The 21,224-nt window shown below is 68.0% G+C and carries 16 protein-coding genes and 1 pseudogene; all 17 read left to right on the top strand.

From position 1 onward, the window contains the following. Position 1: 1 nt before the first annotated feature. A pseudogene (gene motD / locus AC3ITN_RS09235) lies at positions 2 to 889 on the top strand (flagellar motor protein MotD); the annotation flags it as partial. Between the two features lie 109 nt (positions 890 to 998). Then, positions 999 to 1,781 carry a ParA family protein gene (locus AC3ITN_RS09230; RefSeq protein WP_313348484.1) on the top strand — a complete coding sequence of 261 codons (783 nt, stop codon included), beginning with the start codon at positions 999 to 1,001 and terminating at the stop codon, positions 1,779 to 1,781. Next, a complete protein-coding gene (locus tag AC3ITN_RS09225) occupies positions 1,778 to 2,968 on the top strand; it encodes a chemotaxis protein CheW (protein WP_489392743.1) in 1,191 nt (396 codons plus the stop codon). Before AC3ITN_RS09230 ends, AC3ITN_RS09225 begins: the two co-directional genes overlap by 4 nt. A gap of 190 nt (positions 2,969 to 3,158) precedes the next feature. Further along, on the top strand, positions 3,159 to 3,467 hold the full coding sequence (locus AC3ITN_RS09220; RefSeq protein ID WP_313348486.1) for an STAS domain-containing protein: 309 nt from the start codon (positions 3,159 to 3,161) through the stop codon (positions 3,465 to 3,467). Continuing rightward, positions 3,464 to 3,829 (top strand): response regulator, encoded by a 366-nt coding sequence (locus AC3ITN_RS09215; RefSeq protein WP_038688521.1) that lies wholly within the window; start codon positions 3,464 to 3,466, stop codon positions 3,827 to 3,829. Before AC3ITN_RS09220 ends, AC3ITN_RS09215 begins: the two co-directional genes overlap by 4 nt. Positions 3,830 to 3,877: 48 nt before the next feature. After that, entirely contained in the window at positions 3,878 to 5,857 is a 1,980-nt protein-coding gene (locus AC3ITN_RS09210) for a chemotaxis protein CheA (RefSeq protein ID WP_489392742.1), read from the top strand. A gap of 919 nt (positions 5,858 to 6,776) precedes the next feature. After that, on the top strand, positions 6,777 to 9,017 hold the full coding sequence (locus AC3ITN_RS09205; protein WP_489392741.1) for a methyl-accepting chemotaxis protein: 2,241 nt from the start codon (positions 6,777 to 6,779) through the stop codon (positions 9,015 to 9,017). A 289-nt stretch (positions 9,018 to 9,306) separates the two neighbouring features. Beyond that, the gene (locus AC3ITN_RS09200; protein WP_489392740.1) at positions 9,307 to 9,675 is read left to right on the top strand and encodes a hypothetical protein; all 369 of its coding nucleotides are present in this window, start codon (positions 9,307 to 9,309) and stop codon (positions 9,673 to 9,675) included. Positions 9,676 to 9,792: 117 nt separating this feature from the next. Further along, positions 9,793 to 10,572: a flagellar brake protein gene (locus tag AC3ITN_RS09195; RefSeq protein WP_489392739.1), complete on the top strand. Its 780-nt coding sequence runs from the start codon at positions 9,793 to 9,795 to the stop codon at positions 10,570 to 10,572. A 466-nt stretch (positions 10,573 to 11,038) separates the two neighbouring features. Continuing rightward, positions 11,039 to 11,530, top strand: coding sequence for a chemotaxis protein CheW (locus AC3ITN_RS09190; RefSeq protein ID WP_313348496.1), 492 nt, complete (start codon positions 11,039 to 11,041; stop codon positions 11,528 to 11,530). Between the two features lie 147 nt (positions 11,531 to 11,677). Then, complete coding sequence (locus AC3ITN_RS09185; RefSeq protein WP_313348498.1) at positions 11,678 to 12,061, top strand: hypothetical protein; 384 nt, start codon at positions 11,678 to 11,680, stop codon at positions 12,059 to 12,061. Between the two features lie 94 nt (positions 12,062 to 12,155). Beyond that, complete coding sequence (locus AC3ITN_RS09180; protein WP_489392738.1) at positions 12,156 to 14,522, top strand: methyl-accepting chemotaxis protein; 2,367 nt, start codon at positions 12,156 to 12,158, stop codon at positions 14,520 to 14,522. 225 nt (positions 14,523 to 14,747) lie between these two features. Then, positions 14,748 to 17,018, top strand: coding sequence for a methyl-accepting chemotaxis protein (locus tag AC3ITN_RS09175; protein ID WP_489392737.1), 2,271 nt, complete (start codon positions 14,748 to 14,750; stop codon positions 17,016 to 17,018). An 11-nt stretch (positions 17,019 to 17,029) separates the two neighbouring features. Beyond that, positions 17,030 to 17,896: a CheR family methyltransferase gene (locus tag AC3ITN_RS09170; RefSeq protein ID WP_489392736.1), complete on the top strand. Its 867-nt coding sequence runs from the start codon at positions 17,030 to 17,032 to the stop codon at positions 17,894 to 17,896. Further along, positions 17,893 to 18,489, top strand: a complete 597-nt coding sequence (cheD, locus tag AC3ITN_RS09165; RefSeq protein WP_313342893.1) for a chemoreceptor glutamine deamidase CheD — start codon at positions 17,893 to 17,895, stop codon at positions 18,487 to 18,489. The genes AC3ITN_RS09170 and cheD overlap by 4 nt, the downstream gene beginning before the upstream one ends. Then, positions 18,486 to 19,553 (top strand): protein-glutamate methylesterase/protein-glutamine glutaminase, encoded by a 1,068-nt coding sequence (locus tag AC3ITN_RS09160; protein ID WP_313342891.1) that lies wholly within the window; start codon positions 18,486 to 18,488, stop codon positions 19,551 to 19,553. The genes cheD and AC3ITN_RS09160 overlap by 4 nt, the downstream gene beginning before the upstream one ends. A gap of 96 nt (positions 19,554 to 19,649) precedes the next feature. Continuing rightward, positions 19,650 to 21,083 carry a hypothetical protein gene (locus tag AC3ITN_RS09155; protein ID WP_489392735.1) on the top strand — a complete coding sequence of 478 codons (1,434 nt, stop codon included), beginning with the start codon at positions 19,650 to 19,652 and terminating at the stop codon, positions 21,081 to 21,083. Positions 21,084 to 21,224 lie beyond the last annotated feature (141 nt).

Here is a 21,224-nt window from a genome sequence, read left to right as displayed (position 1 = left end):
CATGGCCCGCCGCAAAGCCCACGAAGAGCATGCCAACCATGAGGCCTGGGCGATTCCCTACGCCGACCTCATGACCCTGCTGCTCGCGTTCTTCGTGGTGATGTACGCCATTTCCTCGCTCAACGAGGGCAAGTACCGGGTCATGGCCGATGCGCTGACCACCGCCTTCGGTGGCGCGCCGCGCACCATCAACCCGGTGCAGGTCGGCAACCAGCAGGTCCAGGGCGGCGGCTGGGACAGCCCGTCGGTGATCAAGGCCGGCAACCGGGTCGGCCCGTCCGCGCCCTCCCCGACCAACGACCCCACCCTGCTGCCGGCCATGGCCTCGCAGATGCGCATGCCGGTCTCGGTGCACAACCAGGAACAGCTGCAGCGCGCCGAGCGCCAGCTCAACACGATCGCCGACCGCCTCACCGCCACGCTGGCGCCGCTGATCGACCGCGGCATGATCACCGTGCGCCGCACCGAGCTGTGGATCGAAGTGGAGATCAACAGCGACATCCTGTTCACCACCGGCTCGGCCACGCTCGACGTGCATGCACGGGACACCCTGTCCTCCCTGGCCCAGGTCCTGCACGACGCCCCGAACGGCGTGCGCGTGGAAGGCCACACCGACAACGTGCCGATCGCCACCGCGATGTTTCCGTCCAACTGGGAACTCTCGGCCGCGCGCGCGGCCAGCGTGGTGCACCTGTTCGCCGATCAGGGCGTGCAGCCGGCACGGCTGGCGATGGTCGGCTACGGCCAGTTCCGCCCACGCGAAGACAACACCAGCGCCGACGGCCGCAACCGCAACCGGCGCGTGATGGTGATCATCCTGGCCGACACCGCGCAGGCCGTGGACCCGCTGGGTCCGCAGCTCACCGCCGAAACCAGCGCGGCGGCACCGTCGTCCACCGCGCCCCCAGTTTCCCCCCTCGCCCCGGTGCAGTTGCCACCGGTGCCGGCCGGCAGCCGCATTGGCGCCGCCGCCCCCCCTGCAATGAAGGAGTGAACCGATGCGTATCTGGGCAATCGCCAACCAGAAAGGCGGCGTGGGCAAGACCACTACCACGCTCGCTCTCGGCCGCGGCCTGGCCACGCTCGGCCACCGCGTGCTGCTGATCGATCTTGATCCGCACTCGTCGCTGACCCGCGCGTTCGGCGTGCCGCTGGACCCCACGCCGCAGGGCGTGCTGGAACTGTTCGGCACCCCGCCGGCCGAGCTGGCCAGCCTCGCCCACCACAGCGATATTCCCGGTGTGGACTACGTGTGCGCCCAAGCCGCACTGGCCACGCTGGAGCGCCGCAGCGCCAACCAGCCCGGCCTGGGCCTGGCCCTGCAGAACGCGCTGGCGCGGCACCGGGGCCAGCACGACTACATCCTGCTCGACTGCGCGCCGACCCTGGGCCTGCTGATGATCAACGCGCTGGCCGCCGCCGACCGCCTGATCATTCCCACCCAGGCCGAACCATTGGCCCTGCACGGGCTGGATGGCATGGTGCGCACCGGCGAGATGGTGGAGCGCTCGCGTCGCCGCCCGCTGCCGATGTCGATCCTGCCGACCCTGTTCGACCGCCGCACCCGCACCGGCAACGAGACCCTCAAGCAGATGCAGGACAACCACGGCCACCGCGTCTGGGAAGACGCCATTCCGGTGGACACCCGGGTCAGCAATGCCGCCAGCCTGACCCTGCCGCTGCAGTCGACCGACTACCCGGGTCGCGGCCTGGCCTCCTACCGGCGCGCGCTGGAGTGGATCCTGGCCGACGACGCGCTGCATATGGAGCGCGCGGCATGAGTACCAGCGACGTACTGGACGACTACCTGGAAGAACTGCTCGGGGACGCCGTGCCCGCCGCAGCGGTCGCCGTGGCCGCGCAGGACGAGCCCGAGGGCGTCGCCGAGGCGATCCGCGCCGAGTTCGCGCAGCCCCAGGAGACTGCCGAACCCGTCTTCGACACCCCCACCGCACCCGGGGCACCGGCCGCGCTGGCGTTGCTCGACGAGCTGATGAACGACCCGGCCTTGGGCCCGGTAGCTGCACCCGCTGCCGCCGCACCGGCCTTCGACAGCCCGACCGCGCCCGGCGCACCCGCCGCGCTGGCCCTGCTCGACGAGCTGATGAACGACCCGGCGCTGGGCCCGGTGGTGGCACCCGCTGCCGCCACACCGGCCTTCGACAGCCCCACCGCGCCCGGCGCGCCGGCCGCGCTGGCCCTGCTCGACGAGCTGATGAACGACCCGGCGTTGGGCCCGGTCGCCGCCAGCGACAACGATGCGCGCCCCAGCTGGGACGACCTCCCGCCAGAGGCCCTGCACGACACCTCGGCGCCGCCAGCGCCGGCCCCTGCACCGCCACCGCCGGCACGCGCGCCTGCCCCCACACCGACGCCCGCCCCCACTGCCCGCGCCATGCCCACACCGCTCCCCGCTCCTGTCGCGCGCGCGGCACCGCCGCCGCCCGCGCCTGCCGCCGCCTCCGGGCGCCCCACCAGCTGGCAGGAACTGCAGGCCCAGGCCCGCAACCCCGCCTCCAGTCCGCGCGGCGACCGCCGCGCCAGCGAGCGCACCTCACGCTGGCTGCGTCTTCGCTGCGGCGCCCAGGCCTACGCGCTGGAGCTGCTGAAGGTGCAGGAGGTGGTGCTGCCGGTCCCGTTGCTGCCGCTGCGCGGCACGTCCTCGGCCATGCTGGGCATCATGAACCTGCGTGGCCAGGTGGTGCCGGTGATGGACCTGGGCATCCACCTCGGCGCCGGCCCGGCCCACGACGATGCCAACACCCGCATCGTGGTGCTCGAGGAAGACGGCGAAACCATGGGCCTGCGGGTCTCGGCGGTGGAGGACGTGGCCAACCTCACCGACTCCCAGATCGAACCGCCGGATACCGCGCGCATCTGCCAGATCTCCAACGACCTGTTCCGCGGCGTGGCCCGCGTGACCGCCCAGCCGATGATCCTGCTGGATGCCACCCAGTTGTTGAATTGATCGGACGTGGCCGGCGGTACGTGGGACACGCATGGCGTGTCGCTACACCTGCGTGCACGTTGATGGGCGGGACGCGTAGCGACACGCCATGCGTGTCCCACGCGCCGCCGGCCACCCCGCAATCACCCCGCCCTAAAGGTTTCGGAACGCACGCCGTTATAGACCTAGGAACCGTTTGTCCGGAGCAACGATGAGCACTGTGGCCCTGGGTGATGATCTCGGAATCGAGAACAGCACCGAGCTCAAAACACGCCTGGCCCCCTTGGTGGACCAGGCCGGCGATCTGACGCTGGATGCCAGCCAGGTCGGCCGTATCCATACCGCGGCAATGCAGGTCCTGTGTGCCTTCGTCGAAGCCCGCCGTCAGGCAGGCTACCCGACCGCATTCGACGGCTGCACTGCCACCTTCCGTGATGCCGCGCGCCTGCTCGGTGTCACCCAGGCCCTCGGCCTGGATGCAACCCATGACAACCTGAAATCTGTGGAGAACGCGGCATGAGCGCACGTATCTTGGTGGTGGACGATTCGGCGTCGATGCGCCAGATGGTCTCTTTCGCCCTCACCTCGGCTGGTTTTTCCGTCGAGGAAGCCGAAGATGGTGCCGTCGCACTGGGGCGGGCCAAGGGCCAGCGCTTCAATGCGGTGGTCACCGACGTGAACATGCCCAACATGGATGGCATCTCGCTGATCCGCGAACTGCGCCAGCTGCCGGACTACAAGTTCACGCCGATGCTGATGCTGACCACCGAATCGGCCGCCGACAAGAAGTCCGAAGGCAAGGCTGCCGGTGCCACCGGCTGGCTGGTCAAGCCGTTCAACCCGGAACAGCTGGTCGCCACCGTCCAGAAAGTCCTGGGCTGATCCCCTTCCGTCTTCTCCTCCCCCATTGGTAACCGGACCCGAACTCTCATGAGCATGGACCTGCAACGCTTCCACGCCACTTTCTTCGAGGAAAGCCGTGAGGGGCTGGACGCGATGGAAGCCGGGCTGCTGGCACTGGAATCGGGTCAGCAGGACCCTGAGATCATCAACTCGGTGTTCCGCGCCGCGCACTCCATCAAGGGCGGCGCCGGCACCTTCGGCTTCGATGCCATCGCCGCGCTGACCCACGTCCTGGAAACGCTGCTGGACGAACTGCGCGCCGGCAAGCGCGCGCTGGAAGCGGCCGCGGTGGACGCCATGCTCTCCTCGGTGGACGTGCTGCGCGCGCTGCTGCGCGAAGCCGAACACGGCACGCCGGCCGACCCGCAGGCCGTTGCCGCGATCAAGGCCCGCCTGGAAGCGGTGCTGTCCGGCCAGGCGCCGGCCGCCGCCGCACCGGCTGCCGCCAAGGTCGACGACACCCCGGAAGCGTGGCAGATCGGGTTCGTCCCGGCGCCGTCGCTGTTCATGAGCGGCAACGATCCGCTGCGCATCATCCGCGAGCTGGAACACCTCGGTTCGCTGCAGGTCGCCGCGCGGATGGAACGCCTGCCCGGCTTCGACCAGCTGGACCCGCTCGAGGCCCACCTCGCCTGGGACCTGGGCCTGGTCGGCAAGGTGCCGCGCAGCAAGATCGAAGATACCTTCGCCTGGGTCGTGGACGACTGCGAACTGGACATCCGTCCGGCCGCACCGCCAAGCCTGGCCACCAGCGCACCGGCCGCCACCGCGGCCCCGGTCGCCGCCGCTGCGGCCGCACCTGCCGCTGCCACCCCGGCAGCCGCTGCCGCGCACGAGGCGGAAACCTCGATCCGCGTCGCCGTGGAAAAGGTCGATGCCCTCATCAACCTGGTCGGCGAACTGGTCATTACCCAGGCCATGCTCAAGCAGGTCTCGCATGCCCTCGATCCGGTGCATGCCGAGCAGCTGTTCGCCGGCCTGGACCTGCTGGAACGCAACACCCGTGACCTGCAGGAAGCGGTCATCGGCGTGCGCATGCTGCCGGTGGATGCGGTGTTCCGCCGCTTCCCGCGCCTGGTCCGCGATCTCTCCTCGCGCCTGGGCAAGCACGTGCGCCTGCGCACCATCGGCGAAGGCACCGAGCTGGACAAGGGCCTGATCGAGAAGATCGCCGACCCGCTGGTGCACCTGGTCCGCAACTCGATCGACCACGGCCTGGAAATGCCCGATGTCCGTCGCGACGCGGGCAAGGACGAAACCGGCACCATCACCCTGGCAGCCTCGCACCAGGGCGGCCACATCGTGATTGAAGTCAGCGACGACGGCCGCGGCCTGAATCGCGACAAGATCCTGTCCAAGGCCCTCGAGCGCGGCTTGGCCGTGCCCGACAACCCCACCGACGCCCAGGTCTGGGATCTGATCTTCCAGCCCGGCTTCTCCACTGCCGATGCCGTCACCGATCTGTCCGGGCGCGGCGTGGGCATGGATGTGGTCCGCCGCAACATCCAGGCCCTGGGTGGCGAAGTGCAGCTGGAAAGCAAGGCCGGCAATGGCACCCGCGTGCTGATCCGGCTGCCGCTGACCCTGGCCATCCTCGACGGCATGACCGTGTCGGTAGCCGGCGAAACCGTGATCCTGCCGCTTGCCTACGTGCTGGAGGCGCTGCAGCCGCAGGCCGAAGACGTGCGTTCGATGGCCGGCGAAGGCCGCGTGCTGCGCGTGCGTGGCGAGTACCTGCCGATCCTGTCGCTCAGCGAGTACTACGGCTTCGGCCGCCGCACCAACGATGATTCGCTGGTGGTGGTGGTGGAAGGCGATGGCCAGAAGATCGCGCTGGAAGTGGACGAACTGGTCGGCCAGCAGCAGGTCGTGGTGAAGAACATCGAGAACAACTACCGCCGCATCAGTGGCGTATCCGGTGCCACCATCCTGGGCGACGGCCGTGTCGCGCTGATCGTCGATATCGGCGGACTGGTGCGTTCGCTGCGGGTGCCGCAGGCGGCGTAACTGCCCGATGGTAGCGCCGGCCGTTGGCCGGGTGGACATGCCCCCGTTTGATGTCGGGGGCGTTATTGTTTTTCGGCGCGTGGTTTCGCGAATGACGGTGGGGCCGAGCGGTGATTGTTTTCTGGTGGGGTCGACCGTTGGTCGGCCGTTCTTCGTTGCGGGGTCATAACGCCTGACGGGCGGCTTCGTTTCGGTCTAAACGCTGGAACCATGGCGGCAACCGTTGCCGCGTCGGCTTCGGACGCTTGTGCCGCTTCGTTGCGGGGTCATAACGCCTGACGGGCGGCTTCGTTTCGGTCTAAACGCTGGAACCATGGCGGCAACCGTTGCCGCGTCGGCTTCGGACGCTTGTGCCGCGCTGCGCGCGGTGTCCACGCAACAGAATCATGCCTCACAGATGCGGTCTGTCCCGGGCGCGTGGCGACGCGCTCATCGAAATGGTGCCCGACGGTCATGCGGCGCGGCGTGGACCTACGAACCGTTACGTGCGCAGGACGATCGCGTAATCAACATCCAAACCCAACGCGATACGCGCGAGGCCGGCCGCGATAACGAATGCGACCGAACGCGTAGATCCACGCCCTGCGTGGATGCTCTTCGTTCCGGGCCAGGAACCCCTGATGGAAAACCGTGATGTCGGTCGGCGCCGATACGGCCCGGTATCGATACCCCATTCGCCACCGCACGGCGAATGCATTGCTACTGCTTGCTTTCGCAACGATCACGGCAAACCCGCAGCGTGCCGACATCCCGAAAAAAATGTGACATCGAACACTCAAGTTCAGACGCTCTGCCGCCGTTATCCGCAGTAGCGATGACACTTTCATTGCCCGTCCTACGCCCTGCCGCCGCACCGCTTTCGTCCTTCCGCCCAGCGCTCCCACGGCTGTGCGCCCCCGACCCGTCCGGAGTTTCCAGCATGAAGTGGTTCCACGATCTGCCTATCGCCCGCAAACTCGCGGTCGGGTTTGCCCTCACCACCCTGATGACGATCGCGCTGGGCGTGTTCGCCCTGGTGCGCCTCAACAGCGTCAATGCCGAGCTTGCCGAGATGTCAAACAACGACATCCCGTCCGTGCAGCACCTGGGCGAAGTGCGCGCGCAGCTGGGCGAGTTCCGCACCTTCGAGCTGGCCCAGCTGACCATGCTGGACCAGGCCGACAAGGTCGCCGATTACAACAAGCGCATGGACGCCACCGCCAAGACCGTGCGCGACGAGCTGGCGGCCTATGCCGCCCTGCCGGCCGGCGGCGAGGAGAAGGCCCTGTACAAGAAGGTCGCCACCGACCTCGACGCCTACTTCGCCGCCAATGGCGAGATGCGCGCGGCCGTGGCGGCCGGTGATGGCGCGCTGGCCCAGCAGATCTCCGACGACAAGTCGCGCCCGGCGCGCCGCAAGATGTTCGACGACCTCAAGGAACTCGGCGCCTTCAGCAGCAACCTGATGCAGAGCAAGATCGCCGACGCCAATGCCACCCACCGCAACAGCGTGGCGGCCATCATCACCACCATCCTGCTGCTGTCGGCGCTGGCCGTGGCGATGGGCTTCGTGATCTCGCGCGCCATCACCCGCCCGATCCGCCAGGCCATGACCGCGATCCAGGCGGTTGCCCGTGGCGATCTGTCGGTGAACATCCCCAGCATCACCAATGCCGACGAGTCCGGCCGGATGCTGGCCGCTACCCGCGACATGACCCTGATGCTGCGCCGCTTCTCCGAGCAGACCCAGCAGATGGTCGAGATGCACGCCGGCCCGGACATCAGCCACCGTATCCCGGAAGACTTCCCGGGCGTGTACGGCCAGCTGGCCGTGGGCGTCAACACGGTAATCTTCGAGCACCTGGATTCGATCAAGGACGCCATCAACGTCCTCAACCAGTACGCCGCCGGCGACCTGTCGCAGAATGCGCGCCGCCTGCCGGGCACCCGCGCGATCCTGCACGAATCGATGGATGCGGCCAAGGCCAGCCTGCTGGCCATCAACACCCAGATCCAGTCGCTCGCCCAGGCCGCGGCCGCCGGTGACTTCACCCAGCGCGGCGATGCGCTGCGCTTCGACCACGACTTCCGGGTGATGATCGAACACCTGAACACCATGATGGAAGTGGCCGACGGCAACCTGTCCCAGCTCTCGCACCTGCTGCAGGCGATCGCCAACGGCGACCTCACCGCACGCATGCAGGGCCAGTTCCACGGCGTGTTCGCCAGCATGCGCGACGACGCCAACACCACCGTGGCCCAGCTGACCCAGATCGTCGGTCGCATCCAGCATGCGTCGGGCAGCATCAGCACCGCCGCCGGCGAGATCGCCTCGGGCAACAACGACCTGTCGCGCCGCACCGAGCAGCAGGCCGCCAACCTGGAAGAAACTGCCGCCTCGATGGAGGAACTGACCTCCACCGTGCGCCAGAACGCCGAACATGCCCGCCAGGCCAACCAGCTCGCCATCGGCGCGCATTCGGTGGCCTCGCAGGGCGGCGAAGTGGTCGGCAAGGTGGTCAGCACCATGCACGAGATCGACGCATCCTCGCGCCGCATCGCCGACATCATCACGGTCATCGACGGCATCGCGTTCCAGACCAACATCCTGGCGCTGAACGCCGCGGTGGAAGCCGCGCGTGCCGGCGAACAGGGCCGCGGCTTCGCCGTGGTCGCCTCCGAGGTGCGCACCCTGGCCCAGCGTTCGGCCAGCGCCGCCAAGGAGATCAAGGGCCTGATCGACGAGTCGGTCGGCAAGGTCGCCGAAGGCTCGGCACTGGTCAACCAGGCCGGCGCCACCATGGGCGAGATCGTGGCCTCGGTGCAGCGCGTGACCGACATCATGGCCGAGATTTCCGCGGCCTCGCAGGAGCAGTCGGCCGGCATCGAGCAGGTCAACCAGACCGTCATGCAGATGGACGAGACCACCCAGCAGAACGCCGCGCTGGTCGAAGAAGCCACCGCCGCCGCACGTTCGATGGAAGAACAGGCCGGCCACCTCACCGATGCCGTGTCGCTGTTCAAGCTCGATGCGCACGCCGCGCCGGTGGCGGCCGCCGCACCGGTGGCCTCGCGCAGCGCCGCACCGTCGCGTGCCCGACCGGCCGCGCCGGCACCGGCGCGTCGGGCGGCGGTACGCGAACCGGCGCTGGCCAACGAGAGTGACTGGCAGGAATTCTGACGCACGCCAGCACTGCGCATGAACGACACCACCCCGCCCGCGCGGGGTGGTGTCGTTTTGAGCGGCCCGTCACATATCCGAAACAACACTGCCTTGAATCGTCGAATGCCCACTGAAACGCATCAAGTTCACCGCGCACCGCGCCGCTACCCGTCTACTGCATGGCCTGGGAAGGATGGAACGTGGTGGGGTCGGTCTCTTGAAGCGGTGGTCGGGATGTCCCTCTTCGGCCCGCGCTGCGCTCTGCGCGGTCGCACTGGCCGCGTGGCTGGGCGGGTTGGTGCCCCTGGTGTACCCGCATCTTTCGGCCAGCGAACCGGCGTTGAGCGCCGCGCAGATCCTGGCCCGGCTCGGCCCGCTGCCCGCCACCCACGGTGCGCCGCTGCTGCTGCGGATCGGGGCGCCCTGCGCCTGTGCCCACAACACCCTGGCCGTCCTGCCTGCCTTGCAGGCCGTGGATTACCACAGCATCTCCACCGTGGTGCCTTATCCCTGGGTGGTACTCGATGGGGAGCAGCGGCTGGTGTACGCGGGACCTGCGCTGATCACCCGTGAAGACGGCCGTCCACAGTCGGCCGCACCGCTGGTGCAGCGCCTGCTGGCACATCCGCAGCCACCGATGATCCTGTCGTCGCGCTGCTCATGCGTGCAGGAGTAGCCCCATCACCGGTCGCCGTACACACATTCGCCCTACATTATTGTGAACCGGTGCCGATAAACGGACAGAGACCCGGCATCGCTTGATGTCTGTACCCGCCCAACCCAGCCAGAGTCCATGTCCGAAGGCAGCCTTGACGCACACGACGCTCCCCATGCCGCCGATGACGACGGCACGGATGACCGTTACCTGGTACGCAACCCCCGGCAGATCCGGCAGTTGTTGCAGGCGCTGATTGACCAGCGTTCGCTGATCAACGCGCATCTGGGCGGTCGCGACCAGTCGTTCCCGACCGCGATCCTCGAGCTGGACGAGGACGAGGACTGCCTGCTGCTGGACGGCAGCCCGTCCGAGCCGGCCAACCGCGCCGCCGAGGACGCCGGCCACCTGCTGTGCTTCGCGCAGCTGGACCGGGTGATGGTGCGCTTCCGCCTGGACCACCTGGAACGCACGGGCGGCCACCGCCACGTTGCCTTCCGCGTGCCGTTCCCGACCGAGCTGGTGCACCTGCAGCGCCGCGAGCTGTACCGGCTGGAGACGCCCATCACCGACTCGCCGCAGCTGATGTTCCCGATCAACGAAGACCGCAGCGAGGCCCTGCATCTGCGCGTGGTGGACATCAGCGGCGGCGGCCTGGCCGTGACCGTGCCGGTGGACTGCAACATCTTCAGCATGCAGAAGCGCTACGACGCGCGCCTGGACGTGCCCGACGCCGGCCCGCTGCATGTGTCGCTGATCGTCTGCAACCAGCTGGCGGTCAAGCTGCCCAGCGGCGCGGAAATGAAGCGCATCGGCATGCGTTTCGACGGCCTGCCGCGCGGCGGCGACAGCGCGATCCAGCGCTACATCTTCCGCATCGACCGCCAACGCAGCGCCCGCAAAAACGGCGAAAGCTGAGGGCGGCGGCAGGTTGGTCGCTGCTACGGATCGGTGGGGATGGGGTTGCGGGGGACGCCGTAAACCCGTCCATGGGGGCTTGGTCGCGGCATCCATGCCGCTCACACCCCCGCAACCCCATCCCCACCGCTCCGTCCGTGGATGGTCGGCGCCTCGTTGAAAGCAAGAGCAGTACCAACCAACGGTTGGTATTTACCACTTTTTGCTGGCGCACCGACCAAGCGTCAAAGGGTTGGCGGGGGTGGGCATCCGGGGGCCTGAGCCGCATGGATGCGGCGACGGAGCTTACATGGACGTACTTGCAGCGTCCCCCGGATGCCCACACCCGCCAGCCCAAGCCCGGGGCACCCTCAGACCCAGCGCTCTTGCTCTATGCCCTGCGCCTCTAAAGTCGCGACATCCCAGGCCGATATTGAGCGTGACGCCCCGCTTTTCCGACCGCCACGCCCGACCCAGGATCCCTTCCATGAAAGACAGCAACCCCAACGCCGCCAGCAGCGGTGGCGAGTTCCTCAGCTTCACCCTCGGCGCCGAGCACTACGGCGTGGACATCCTCAAGGTGCAGGAAATCCGCGGCTATGACTCCGTCACCCGCGTTCCCGATGCCCCCGATTACATCAAGGGTGTCATCAACCTGCGCGGCACCATCGTTCCCGTCATCGACCTGCGCCTCAAGCTGCGCCTGGACGAAGCCCGCTACGACGCCTTCACCGTCATGATCGTGCTCAACGTCGAAGACCGCGTCGTCGGCATCGTGGTCGACAGCGTCTCCGACGTGATCCCGCTGAGCGCCGAGCAGATCCGTCCGACCCCCGAGTTCGGCGCCGCCGTCGATACCCGCTTCATCTCCGGCATCGGCACCCAGGACGATCGCATGCTCATCCTGCTGGACATCGAAACCCTGCTCGACAGCGCTGACATGGGCCAGACCGCCGTCGTAGAAGACGTCGCCGCCTGACCTGCCGTCCGCGATGGACGAGATCGATTTTCGTTCAAGAAAGTCCTTCAGTTCTGTCGCAAACGGCCGATAGCTGGATTCAGGACCCGGCGCCGTGGCAACCGCCACGCCCGGGCCAACTATCCATATCCCCCGGAGAATCTCCCGATGAAGTCCCTGCTCGCTCTGTTTTCGGTTGCCGTCCTCGCCTCTTCCGCGTCGTCCGCCTTCGCCCAGTCGGCCGACATGATCCCGCCGGAGCTGGCCGCGCGCGCCGTCGGCAAGGATGGCATGGTCTGCGGCAAGGTCGAAAAGGCCCGCTACGCTGAAGGCTCCGAAGGCCAGCCGACCTTCCTGTACATGGGCGGCGCCTTCCCGCGCCACACCTTCTCGGCCCGCATCGCCGGCGCCAACCGCGGCAAGTTCAGCTTCCCGCTGGAAACCCTGGAAGGCAAGACCGTCTGCGTGATCGGCAAGATTGCCCGTGATGCCTCGCGCGCTGAAATCGAAGTCAGCTCGCCGGCCGGCCTGAAGCTCGCCAACATCAAGTAACCGTCCAACGCCCTGCCACGCCGGCACTGGCCGGCGTGGTCGCTGCAACCGGGCGCCACGCCCGGACGCGTTTGCCACTGGAGACTGCACCACCATGCCGTGGATCAATAACCTCAAACTGATGCCGAAGTTGATGCTGACTTTCGGCGTACTCCTGCTGGTGATGCTGCTGCAGGGCGTAGTCGCCTATCGTGGCCTGCACTCCCTCAACAACGTGACCACCGAACTGGCCGGCAACCGGATGGAAAGCATCCGCATGGCCGGCGAGATGCGTGGCATGCTTGGCGAATACCGCAACTCGGCCTACCAGGGCCTGATCCGCGCCAGCGACGACGTCAAGGCAGAAGCCAAGACCCGCGCGGCCGACCTGCGCGGCAAGATCGACGCCTCGATCAAGAAGTACCCCGCCCTCATCGACAGCCCCCAGCAGAAGAAGCTGTTCGACGCCTTCGCCAAGGACTGGACCGATTCGCTGGCCTCCTACGATTCCGTCACCGAAATGCTGGAGCTGGACCTGCCGGACGACGCCATCGATACCTTCGTCGGCGAAACCCGCACCAAGCACCTCAAGGCCTCCAGCGCGCTTGAAACGCTGATTGCCGAAGACAACCGCCTCGCCCGCGCCTCGCGCGAAGAAGCGGAGTCCACCTACGCCACCTCGGCCACCCTGACCATCATCGCCCTGCTCGGCGGTGCCGCGCTCGGCCTGGTGCTGGTGTACCTGTTTGCCCGCTCCCTGGTCGGCAGCGTCCGCGGCGCCGTGTCGGTGGCCAACGAAGTGGCCGGCGGCAAGCTGGACGGCACCATCGACGTCAGCCGCAAGGACGAAGTCGGCGACCTCATGCAGGCCATGCAGCGCATGCAGCGCGACCTGCGCGACCGTACCGAGACCGAACAGGCCGTGGCCCGCGAAAACCTGCGCATCCGTACCGCGCTGGACTACAGCTCCACCGGCGTCTACCTGACCGACAACAACCTCAACATCGTCTACGCCAACCGCGCCCTGGAACAGACCCTGTCCCAGTACCAGGACGAGCTGAGCAGGAGCCTGCCCGACTTCGACGCCGGCACCTCGCTGGTCGGCCGCCCGCTGACCGTGCTTGAGCACCGTGGCGAAATGGACGCCAACCTGCTGGCCAACCTCAAGCAGCACGGTGTCGCCCGCCGCGCCATGCAGTTCGGTGACGCGCAGTTCGCCCAGGTCGTGTCGACCATCCGGAATGAAGAAGGCGAGAGCGTCGGCCATGTCGTCGAATGGCGCGACCGCACCCCCGAGGCGCTGGTCGAGGCCGAAGTGGCGCGCGTGATCGCCCAGGCCGCCGCCGGCGACCTGTCCGGCCGCATTGGCGCCGAAGGCAAGGACGGCTTCTTCCTGCAGCTGGCCCAGCAGATCAACGGCCTGCTCGACGCCAATGCATCCAGCATCGAGCAGATCTCCGGCCTGCTCACCGCACTGTCGCAGGGCGACCTGACCGTGCGCATGCACGGCGAGTTCGACGGCGTGTTCGCCACCATGCGCGACGATGCCAACGCCACCGCCGAACAGCTCAGCGGCATCGTGACCAGGATCAAGCAGTCCAGCATGGCCATCAGCTCGGCCGCCAGCGAGATCGCCACCGGCAACAGCGACCTGTCGCGCCGTACCGAACAGCAGGCCGCCAACCTGGAAGAAACCGCCGCCTCGATGGAGGAACTGACCTCCACCGTGCGCCAGAACGCCGAGCATGCCCGCCAGGCCAACCAGCTCGCCATCGGCGCGCACACGGTGGCCTCGCAGGGCGGCGACGTGGTCGGCCAGGTGGTCACCACCATGAGCGCGATCCAGACCTCGTCCAAGAAGATCGCCGAGATCATCTCGGTCATCGACGGCATCGCCTTCCAGACCAACATCCTGGCGCTGAACGCCGCGGTGGAAGCGGCGCGTGCCGGTGAACAGGGCCGCGGCTTCGCCGTGGTCGCCTCCGAAGTGCGCACCCTGGCCCAGCGTTCGGCCGGTGCCGCCAAGGAAATCAAGGGCCTGATCGACGACTCCGTCGGCAAGGTCAACGAAGGCTCGGCGCTGGTGCACAAGGCCGGCGCGACCATGGGCGAGATCGTCGCCTCGGTGCAGCGCGTGACCGACATCATGGCCGAGATCTCGGCGGCCTCGCAGGAGCAGTCCGCCGGCATCGAACAGGTCAACCAGACCGTCGTGCAGATGGACGAGACCACCCAGCAGAACGCCGCGCTGGTCGAAGAAGCCACCGCCGCCGCCCGTTCGATGGAAGAACAGGCCGGCCACCTCAGCGATGCCGTGTCGATCTTCACGCTCGACCAGCGCGACGTGGTTTCCGCCGCTCCCGTCGCCGCGCCGGCGCCGCGCGCCGTTGCCCGTCCGTCGGCAGCCCCGGCCCCGGCACGCAAGCCGGCCAGCCGTGCGGTCGCCGCCGAACTGGCCGACGGTGACTGGCAGGAGTTCTAAGCCGCCCGGCGCTCGCGCGCCCCGGTTCTGCACAGGCCCCGATGCTCCGGCATCGGGGCCTTTTTGCATCCAATGCTGAATGCGCTCAGCTGCGCGACCTCAATAGACCGCGTATGCGGCCGATAACAGCATTGCCTCGACACGTTCGTCGACGTCGGCCCCCACGGCTTCCGCCCCGCTCTCCAGGCATTGCTGCACGCCCCCGCTCGAAAAGACCCCATGCCCATGAATCTTTCCAGTCGCTTCTCCAACCTCTCCGTCCGGGGCAAGCTCAACCTGCTCACCGCCCTGATCGCCCTCGGCGTGATCGCACTGGCCGTCATCGCCGCGCGCATGCAGTACATCGACCTGGCCGAAACGCGCAAGGAAGGCCTGAAGACCCAGGTCGAACTGACCTACGGCATCATCGACCAGTACAAGCGCCTGGCCGGCACCGGCGAGCTCACCGAAGAGGCGGCCAAGGCCGCGGCATTGAAGGCGCTGCACGGCATGCGCGCCGACAACGACAGCGCGTACTACAACGTGCTGACCACCGATTACACCCTGCTGATGCATCCGTTCGCGCCTGACCGCGTTGGCAAGGTGCAGAAGGCCTACCTGTCCAAGGACGGCGTGCCGCTGTACCTGCAGCAGGTGGACCTGGCCAAGACCGGCGGCGGCTTCACCTACTACTCGACCACCAAGCCGGGCGCCGGCGAGAAGCTGATCGAGAAGGCTACCTACGCCGGCATGTATGCGCCGTGGCAGTGGGTGGTCACCAGCGGTGTGTACATGGACGACGTCCAGGCCGCCGCCATGGCCTTCACCGGCATCATGGCCGCCACCGGCGGCGCGCTGGTCCTGATCGTGCTGGCCCTGAGCTGGCTGATCGGCAACCGCATCACCGGGCCGCTGCGCCAGGCCACCACCGTGGCCGAGAGCATCGCCGGCGGCAAGCTGGACAGCCGCATCGGTCCGCAGGCCCAGGACGAACCGGGCCGCCTGCTCGAAAGCATGGGCCGCATGCAGCAGCAGCTGCACGCCGTCATCGGCGCCCAGCGCGAGATGGCCAGCCAGCACGAGGCCGGCCAGACCCGTTACCGCATGGACGAGAGCGCCTTCCCGGGCGAGTACGGCCTGATGGTGCATGAAACCAACGCCCTGGTCGGCGCGCACGTGCAGACCATGCAGGACGTGCTGGGCGTGGTGCAGCGCTATGCCGTGGGCGATCTCAGCGCCGACATCGCCCGGTATCCGGGCGACAAGGCGGCAATCAGCACCACCGTCGATACGGTCAAGCAGAACCTGGCCAGCATCAACGCCGAAATCAAGCGCCTGGGCGCGTCGGCCGCCGCCGGCGACTTCACCCAGCGCGGCGACGAGGCCCGCTTCGACCACGACTTCCGCCAGATGATCGCCAGCCTCAACGCGATGATGCAGGTGAGCGACGACAACCTGGGCAAGCTGTCGCAGCTGCTCTCGGCCATTGCGGAAGGTGACCTCACCGCGCGCATGCACGGTGATTTCCAGGGCGTGTTCGCCACCATGCGCGATGACGCCAATGCCACCGTCGCCCAGCTGACCCAGATCGTCGGCCAGATCCAGGAATCGGCGGGCAGCATCAACCAGGCCGCCAGCGAGATCGCCACCGGCAACAACGACCTGTCGCGCCGTACCGAACAGCAGGCCGCCAACCTGGAAGAAACCGCCGCCTCGATGGAGGAACTGACCTCCACCGTGCGCCAGAACGCCGAACATGCCCGCCAAGCCAATCAGCTCGCCATCGGCGCGCATTCGGTGGCCTCGCAGGGCGGGGACGTGGTCGGCCAGGTGGTGACCACCATGAGCGCGATCGAAGCCAGCTCCAAGCGCATTGCCGAGATCATCTCGGTCATCGACGGCATCGCCTTCCAGACCAACATCCTGGCACTGAACGCGGCGGTGGAAGCCGCACGCGCCGGCGAACAGGGCCGTGGCTTCGCCGTGGTCGCCTCCGAAGTGCGCACCCTGGCCCAGCGTTCGGCCGGTGCCGCCAAGGAGATCAAGGGCCTGATCGACGATTCGGTGTCCAGCGTGGCCGATGGCTCCGCGCTGGTGCGCAAGGCCGGCACCACCATGGGCGAGATCGTCGCCTCGGTGCAGCGCGTGACCGACATCATGGCCGAGATCTCCGCGGCCTCGCAGGAACAGTCGGCCGGCATCGAGCAGGTCAACCAGACCGTGACGCAGATGGACGAGACCACCCAGCAGAACGCCGCACTTGTTGAAGAAGCCACTGCTGCCGCCCGCGCCATGGAAGAACAGGCGACCCAGCTGTCCGATGCGGTGTCCATCTTCCGCCTCGACAACCAGGTCGCTGCGGCCGTCAGCGCGGTCACCGCCCGCATCGCCGCGCCGGCCCCGCTGCGCAGCGTGAAGCCGGCGGCCGCGCCCAAGGCCAGCGCACCGAGGCAGGTCGCGGCCGCACGTGCGCCCCGCACCCCCATCGCCGACGACGGCAACTGGCAAGAGTTCTGAGGAATCCGCCTGTGAGCACGCCTTCCGCACCTGCTTCTGCCGCGTCAACGACCGGTCGCGAATTCGAGTTCGCCGACCGGGACTTCCGCCGCATCTGCGACCTGATCTACCAGCGCGTCGGCATTTCGCTGGCGCCGGCCAAGCGCGACATGGTCTACGGCCGTCTCTCGCGCCGCCTGCGCGCGCTGGGACTGCGCAACTTCCAGGACTACCTGGACCAGCTGGAGAAGCACGGCGGCGATGAGTGGCAGGCGTTCACCAATGCGTTGACCACCAACCTCACCGCGTTCTTCCGCGAGCCGCACCACTTCGAGAAGCTCGACACCGAGCTGCGCGCGCGGGCCGGCCACGGCACGATGCAGCTGTGGTCGTGTGCGGCCTCCACCGGCGAAGAGCCCTACTCCATGGCCATCACCGCATGCGAGGCCTTCGGCACGCTCAAGCCGCCGGTGCGCATCCTCGCCACCGACGTGGATACCCAGGTGCTGGCCACGGCCAGCCGTGGCGTCTACGCGATCGACCGCGTGTCGGGGCTGGATATCGCCCTCAAGAAGCGCTACTTCCAGCGCGGCAGCGGCCCCAACGAGGGGCATTGCCGGGTGCATCCGGCACTGCGCGACCTGATCGACTTCCGCCCGCTGAACCTGCTGGCGCCGCGCTACGACGTGGGCGGCCCGTTCGACGCGCTGTTCTGCCGCAACGTGATGATCTACTTCGACAAGCCCACCCAGCGCGGCATCCTCTCGCGGCTGATCCAGCACATGGGCGACGATGGCCTGCTCTACACCGGCCACTCGGAAAACTACCTGCATGCGGCGGACCTGATCCAGCCGTGCGGGCGCACCTTGTACAAGCGGGCGCCCGGAGCACCGGTATGAACCTGGCGGCCCGCAACGACGAGGTCATGCGCTACTTCGACAGCCGCTTCAAGGTCACGGCGGCCAAGCTGCTGCCGACCCAGTACCTGGTGGTGGATGACGACACCGCGCTCACCACCACGCTGGGTTCGTGCGTGGCCGCCTGCCTGCGCGATCCGGTGCTGAAGATCGGCGGCATGAACCACTTCCTGCTGCCCGAAGGCAACGTCGGCGACGGCGCGCCGGCCCGCTATGGCAGCTACGCCATGGAACTGCTGATCAACGACCTGCTCAAGCGCGGCGCGCACCGCAAGCGCCTGGAAGCGAAGGTGTTCGGCGGCGCCAACGTGCTCAAGGGCTTCACCAGCAATCCGGTTGGCACGCGCAACGCCGAGTTCGTCCGCCAGTACCTGCAGGCCGAGCACATCCCGGTGCTGGCCGAGGACCTGTGTGGCATCCATCCGCGCAAGGTGTGGTTCTTCGCCGACACCGGCCGCGTGGTCGTGCAGCGCCTGCCGCACGCACACGAAGCCGAAGTGGCCGCGACCGAAATCGCCGTGCGCGCCCGCCTGGCGCGTGCCCCGGTCACCGGTGGCGTGGAGCTCTTCGAATGATCACGGGTGCACCCTGCAGAGTCCTGATCGTCGACGATTCTGCCGTCGTACGACAGATGCTGAGCGAGATCCTGGCCGCCGATCCGGGCATCGAAGTGGTCGGCACCGCCGCCGATCCCCTGCTGGCGCGCGAGAAGATCAAGCGCCTGGCGCCGGACGTGATCACGCTGGACGTGGAAATGCCACGCATGGACGGCCTGGCGTTCCTGGAAAACCTGATGCGCCTGCATCCGCTGCCGGTGGTGATGATTTCCTCGCTGACCGAGCGTGGCGCCGATACCACCCTGCAGGCGCTGGCGCTGGGTGCGGTGGACTTCATTTCCAAGCCGAAGTTCGACGTGGCCCGTGGCCTGCAGGGCTACGCCGACGAGATCATCGGCAAGGTCAAGATGGCCGCCCGCTCGCGCGTGCGCACGCTGGCGCGTCCGATCACCCCGCGTATCACCCTGGACACGGTGGCCCCGGCCCCGACGCGGTCCATCCAGTTCCGTACCACCGACCGCCTGATCGCCATCGGCGCGTCGGCAGGCGGCACCGAAGCACTACGCGTGGTGCTGGAAGGCATGCCCGCCGACGCCCCCGCCGTGGTACTCACCCAGCACCTGCCCGCCGCCTTCAGCACCCCGTTTGCCGAGCGCCTTGACCGCCATTCGGCGATGTCGGTGCGGGAAGCCACCGACGGCGAAGCCGTGCTGCCCGGGCACGCCTACCTGCCGCCCGGTGGCAAGCACCTGCGGGTCATTCGCGACGGTGCCCGCTGGCGCTGCCGCATCGACGACGGCCCGGCGGTGAACCGCCACAAGCCCGCCGTGGACGTGCTGTTCCGTTCGGTCGCGGAGAGCGCCGGCGCCAACGCCATCGGCGCGATCCTCACCGGCATGGGCGACGACGGCGCACGGGGTCTGCTGGAGCTCAAGAACGTCGGCGCCCCGACCCTGGTGCAGGACGAGGCCACCAGCGTGGTCTGGGGCATGCCGGGCGCCGCGTTCAAGCTGGGCGCCACCGACGAGCAGGTGCCGCTGGAGCGCATCGCCGAACGTCTGATGGCGCTGGCACGCGGCTGAGAACATGACGATGCGTTGGCGGCGTAGCGCCGGGCTCTGCCCGGCACTCGTCAACGCGTGCGTCACGCACTACCGATTTCAACAAGGAGCAACACCGTGAGTGCATCACTTCACACCCTGCCCGGCCTGCTGATGGCCACCCTGATGATGGCCGGCCCCGCCCTGGCCCAGGACGCACCCGACGACGCAGCCAGCGTCGCCCCGGCGTCCACAAGCGTCATCGACGCCCCACCCGCCGCCAACGCCCGTGTCCGCATCTTCGGCCAGAATGGACAGGGCATCACCATGTACACCAACGCCGCCTGCCGCGACACCTACACCGACGAGGTGGAAGTGGCCCGCTCCGGTGCCCGCGCCATCGGCAGCCTGTTTGGCGGCGCGCCGGACAATGTCTCGCTGGGCATGCCCGAGACGCCCACCGTCCGCAACATGAAGAGCGTGCTGTTCTCCAAGCCCAACTACCAGGAATACGCCGTTGCCGGCGGAAAACCGCTGATCTTCGACGCACGCGTCGAGAACACCAACGACTATCGCTGCGACCGTGAGCTGACCCTGCAGTTCACTGCTGAACCCGGCCAGGATTACGAAGTCTTCATGAGCACGGCCGGCGGCATCTGCCGGTTGAGTGCCAACCACGTGGGCGCGGATGGCAGCGTGCAGCCGCAAGCGACCACGCTACCGCCGCAGCGCTGCGAGGCACCGGTGCAGGCCGCGTCACCCACGCCCGTGGGCAGCGCAGGGACGGGCGACGCGATGACGACGGTTGCCGCCGATGCGACGGCGTTGATCGAGGCCGCTGCTGTGCCGGATGGCAACGCGGTTGGGCCGCCCGCCGTCAAGGCTGTTGCGCCGAGGGACTGGACCCGCACCGTGGGCATCATGTCCACCCAGGGCAGCGGGCAGGACAACAATCGCTACGGTGATCTGGCGCTTCGTCTGGTGAGCCGGGGTGATACCGGCAAGGTCGTCGGCCTGAAGCTGGGAGTCCTGGCGCTGGCCGTCACGGGTCGTGCCTACGTGGGGCGCGTTGATGGATTCAACAAGAACAACCTGCGCGGTGACACCATCGAGAGCGTGCCAAGCCCGGCCGTGGTCCACATGCCGGACCTGCTGCGCGCAGGACTTGCCGAGTTTTTCCGCGCCCACCCCGATGCGATTCCCTACGAGCGGCGCACGGTACAGGCCAGCGCCGGCACCTGGACGCTGGCGTACCAGAAACTCGCCGGCTCCAACGTCCCGTATGAGCTTCGCCACCAAGCCAGCATCGGCTTCCTGCTGCCCAAGGACGGCCAGACCCAGACCACCGTGTATTGTGCCGACGAGCGGCTCCAGGCACCGCTGGAAGACTGGCAGGCCGACGACTACGCCAAGGTCAGAGCGGCCTCGCAGGCGTTCGCTGAACAATGCGTCGCGCGCTTCGTGGCCGAACTGCCGAACGTGTTCCCGGCATTGGCCGCGCCCGAGCCGGCGCCGGCGCCCATCGCACCGGTGGACGACGAGGCACCCGCAGTGGCCACAGAGCAGGCCTGACGCCTTCGACGGCGCTGCACCCCGCCGCACGACCCAAGGTCGTGCGCTACCAAGGCAGGCCACGACCGTGGGTCGTGGCGCCCGCCGATGTCTGTGACTGACGTTGCCGCCCGCCTGCTGCCATTGTGTTGAGATATGCCG

It is taken from the genome of Stenotrophomonas sp. KH_036_B, from assembly GCF_057839485.1.
This window is presented reverse-complemented; position numbering and strand designations above follow the sequence as displayed.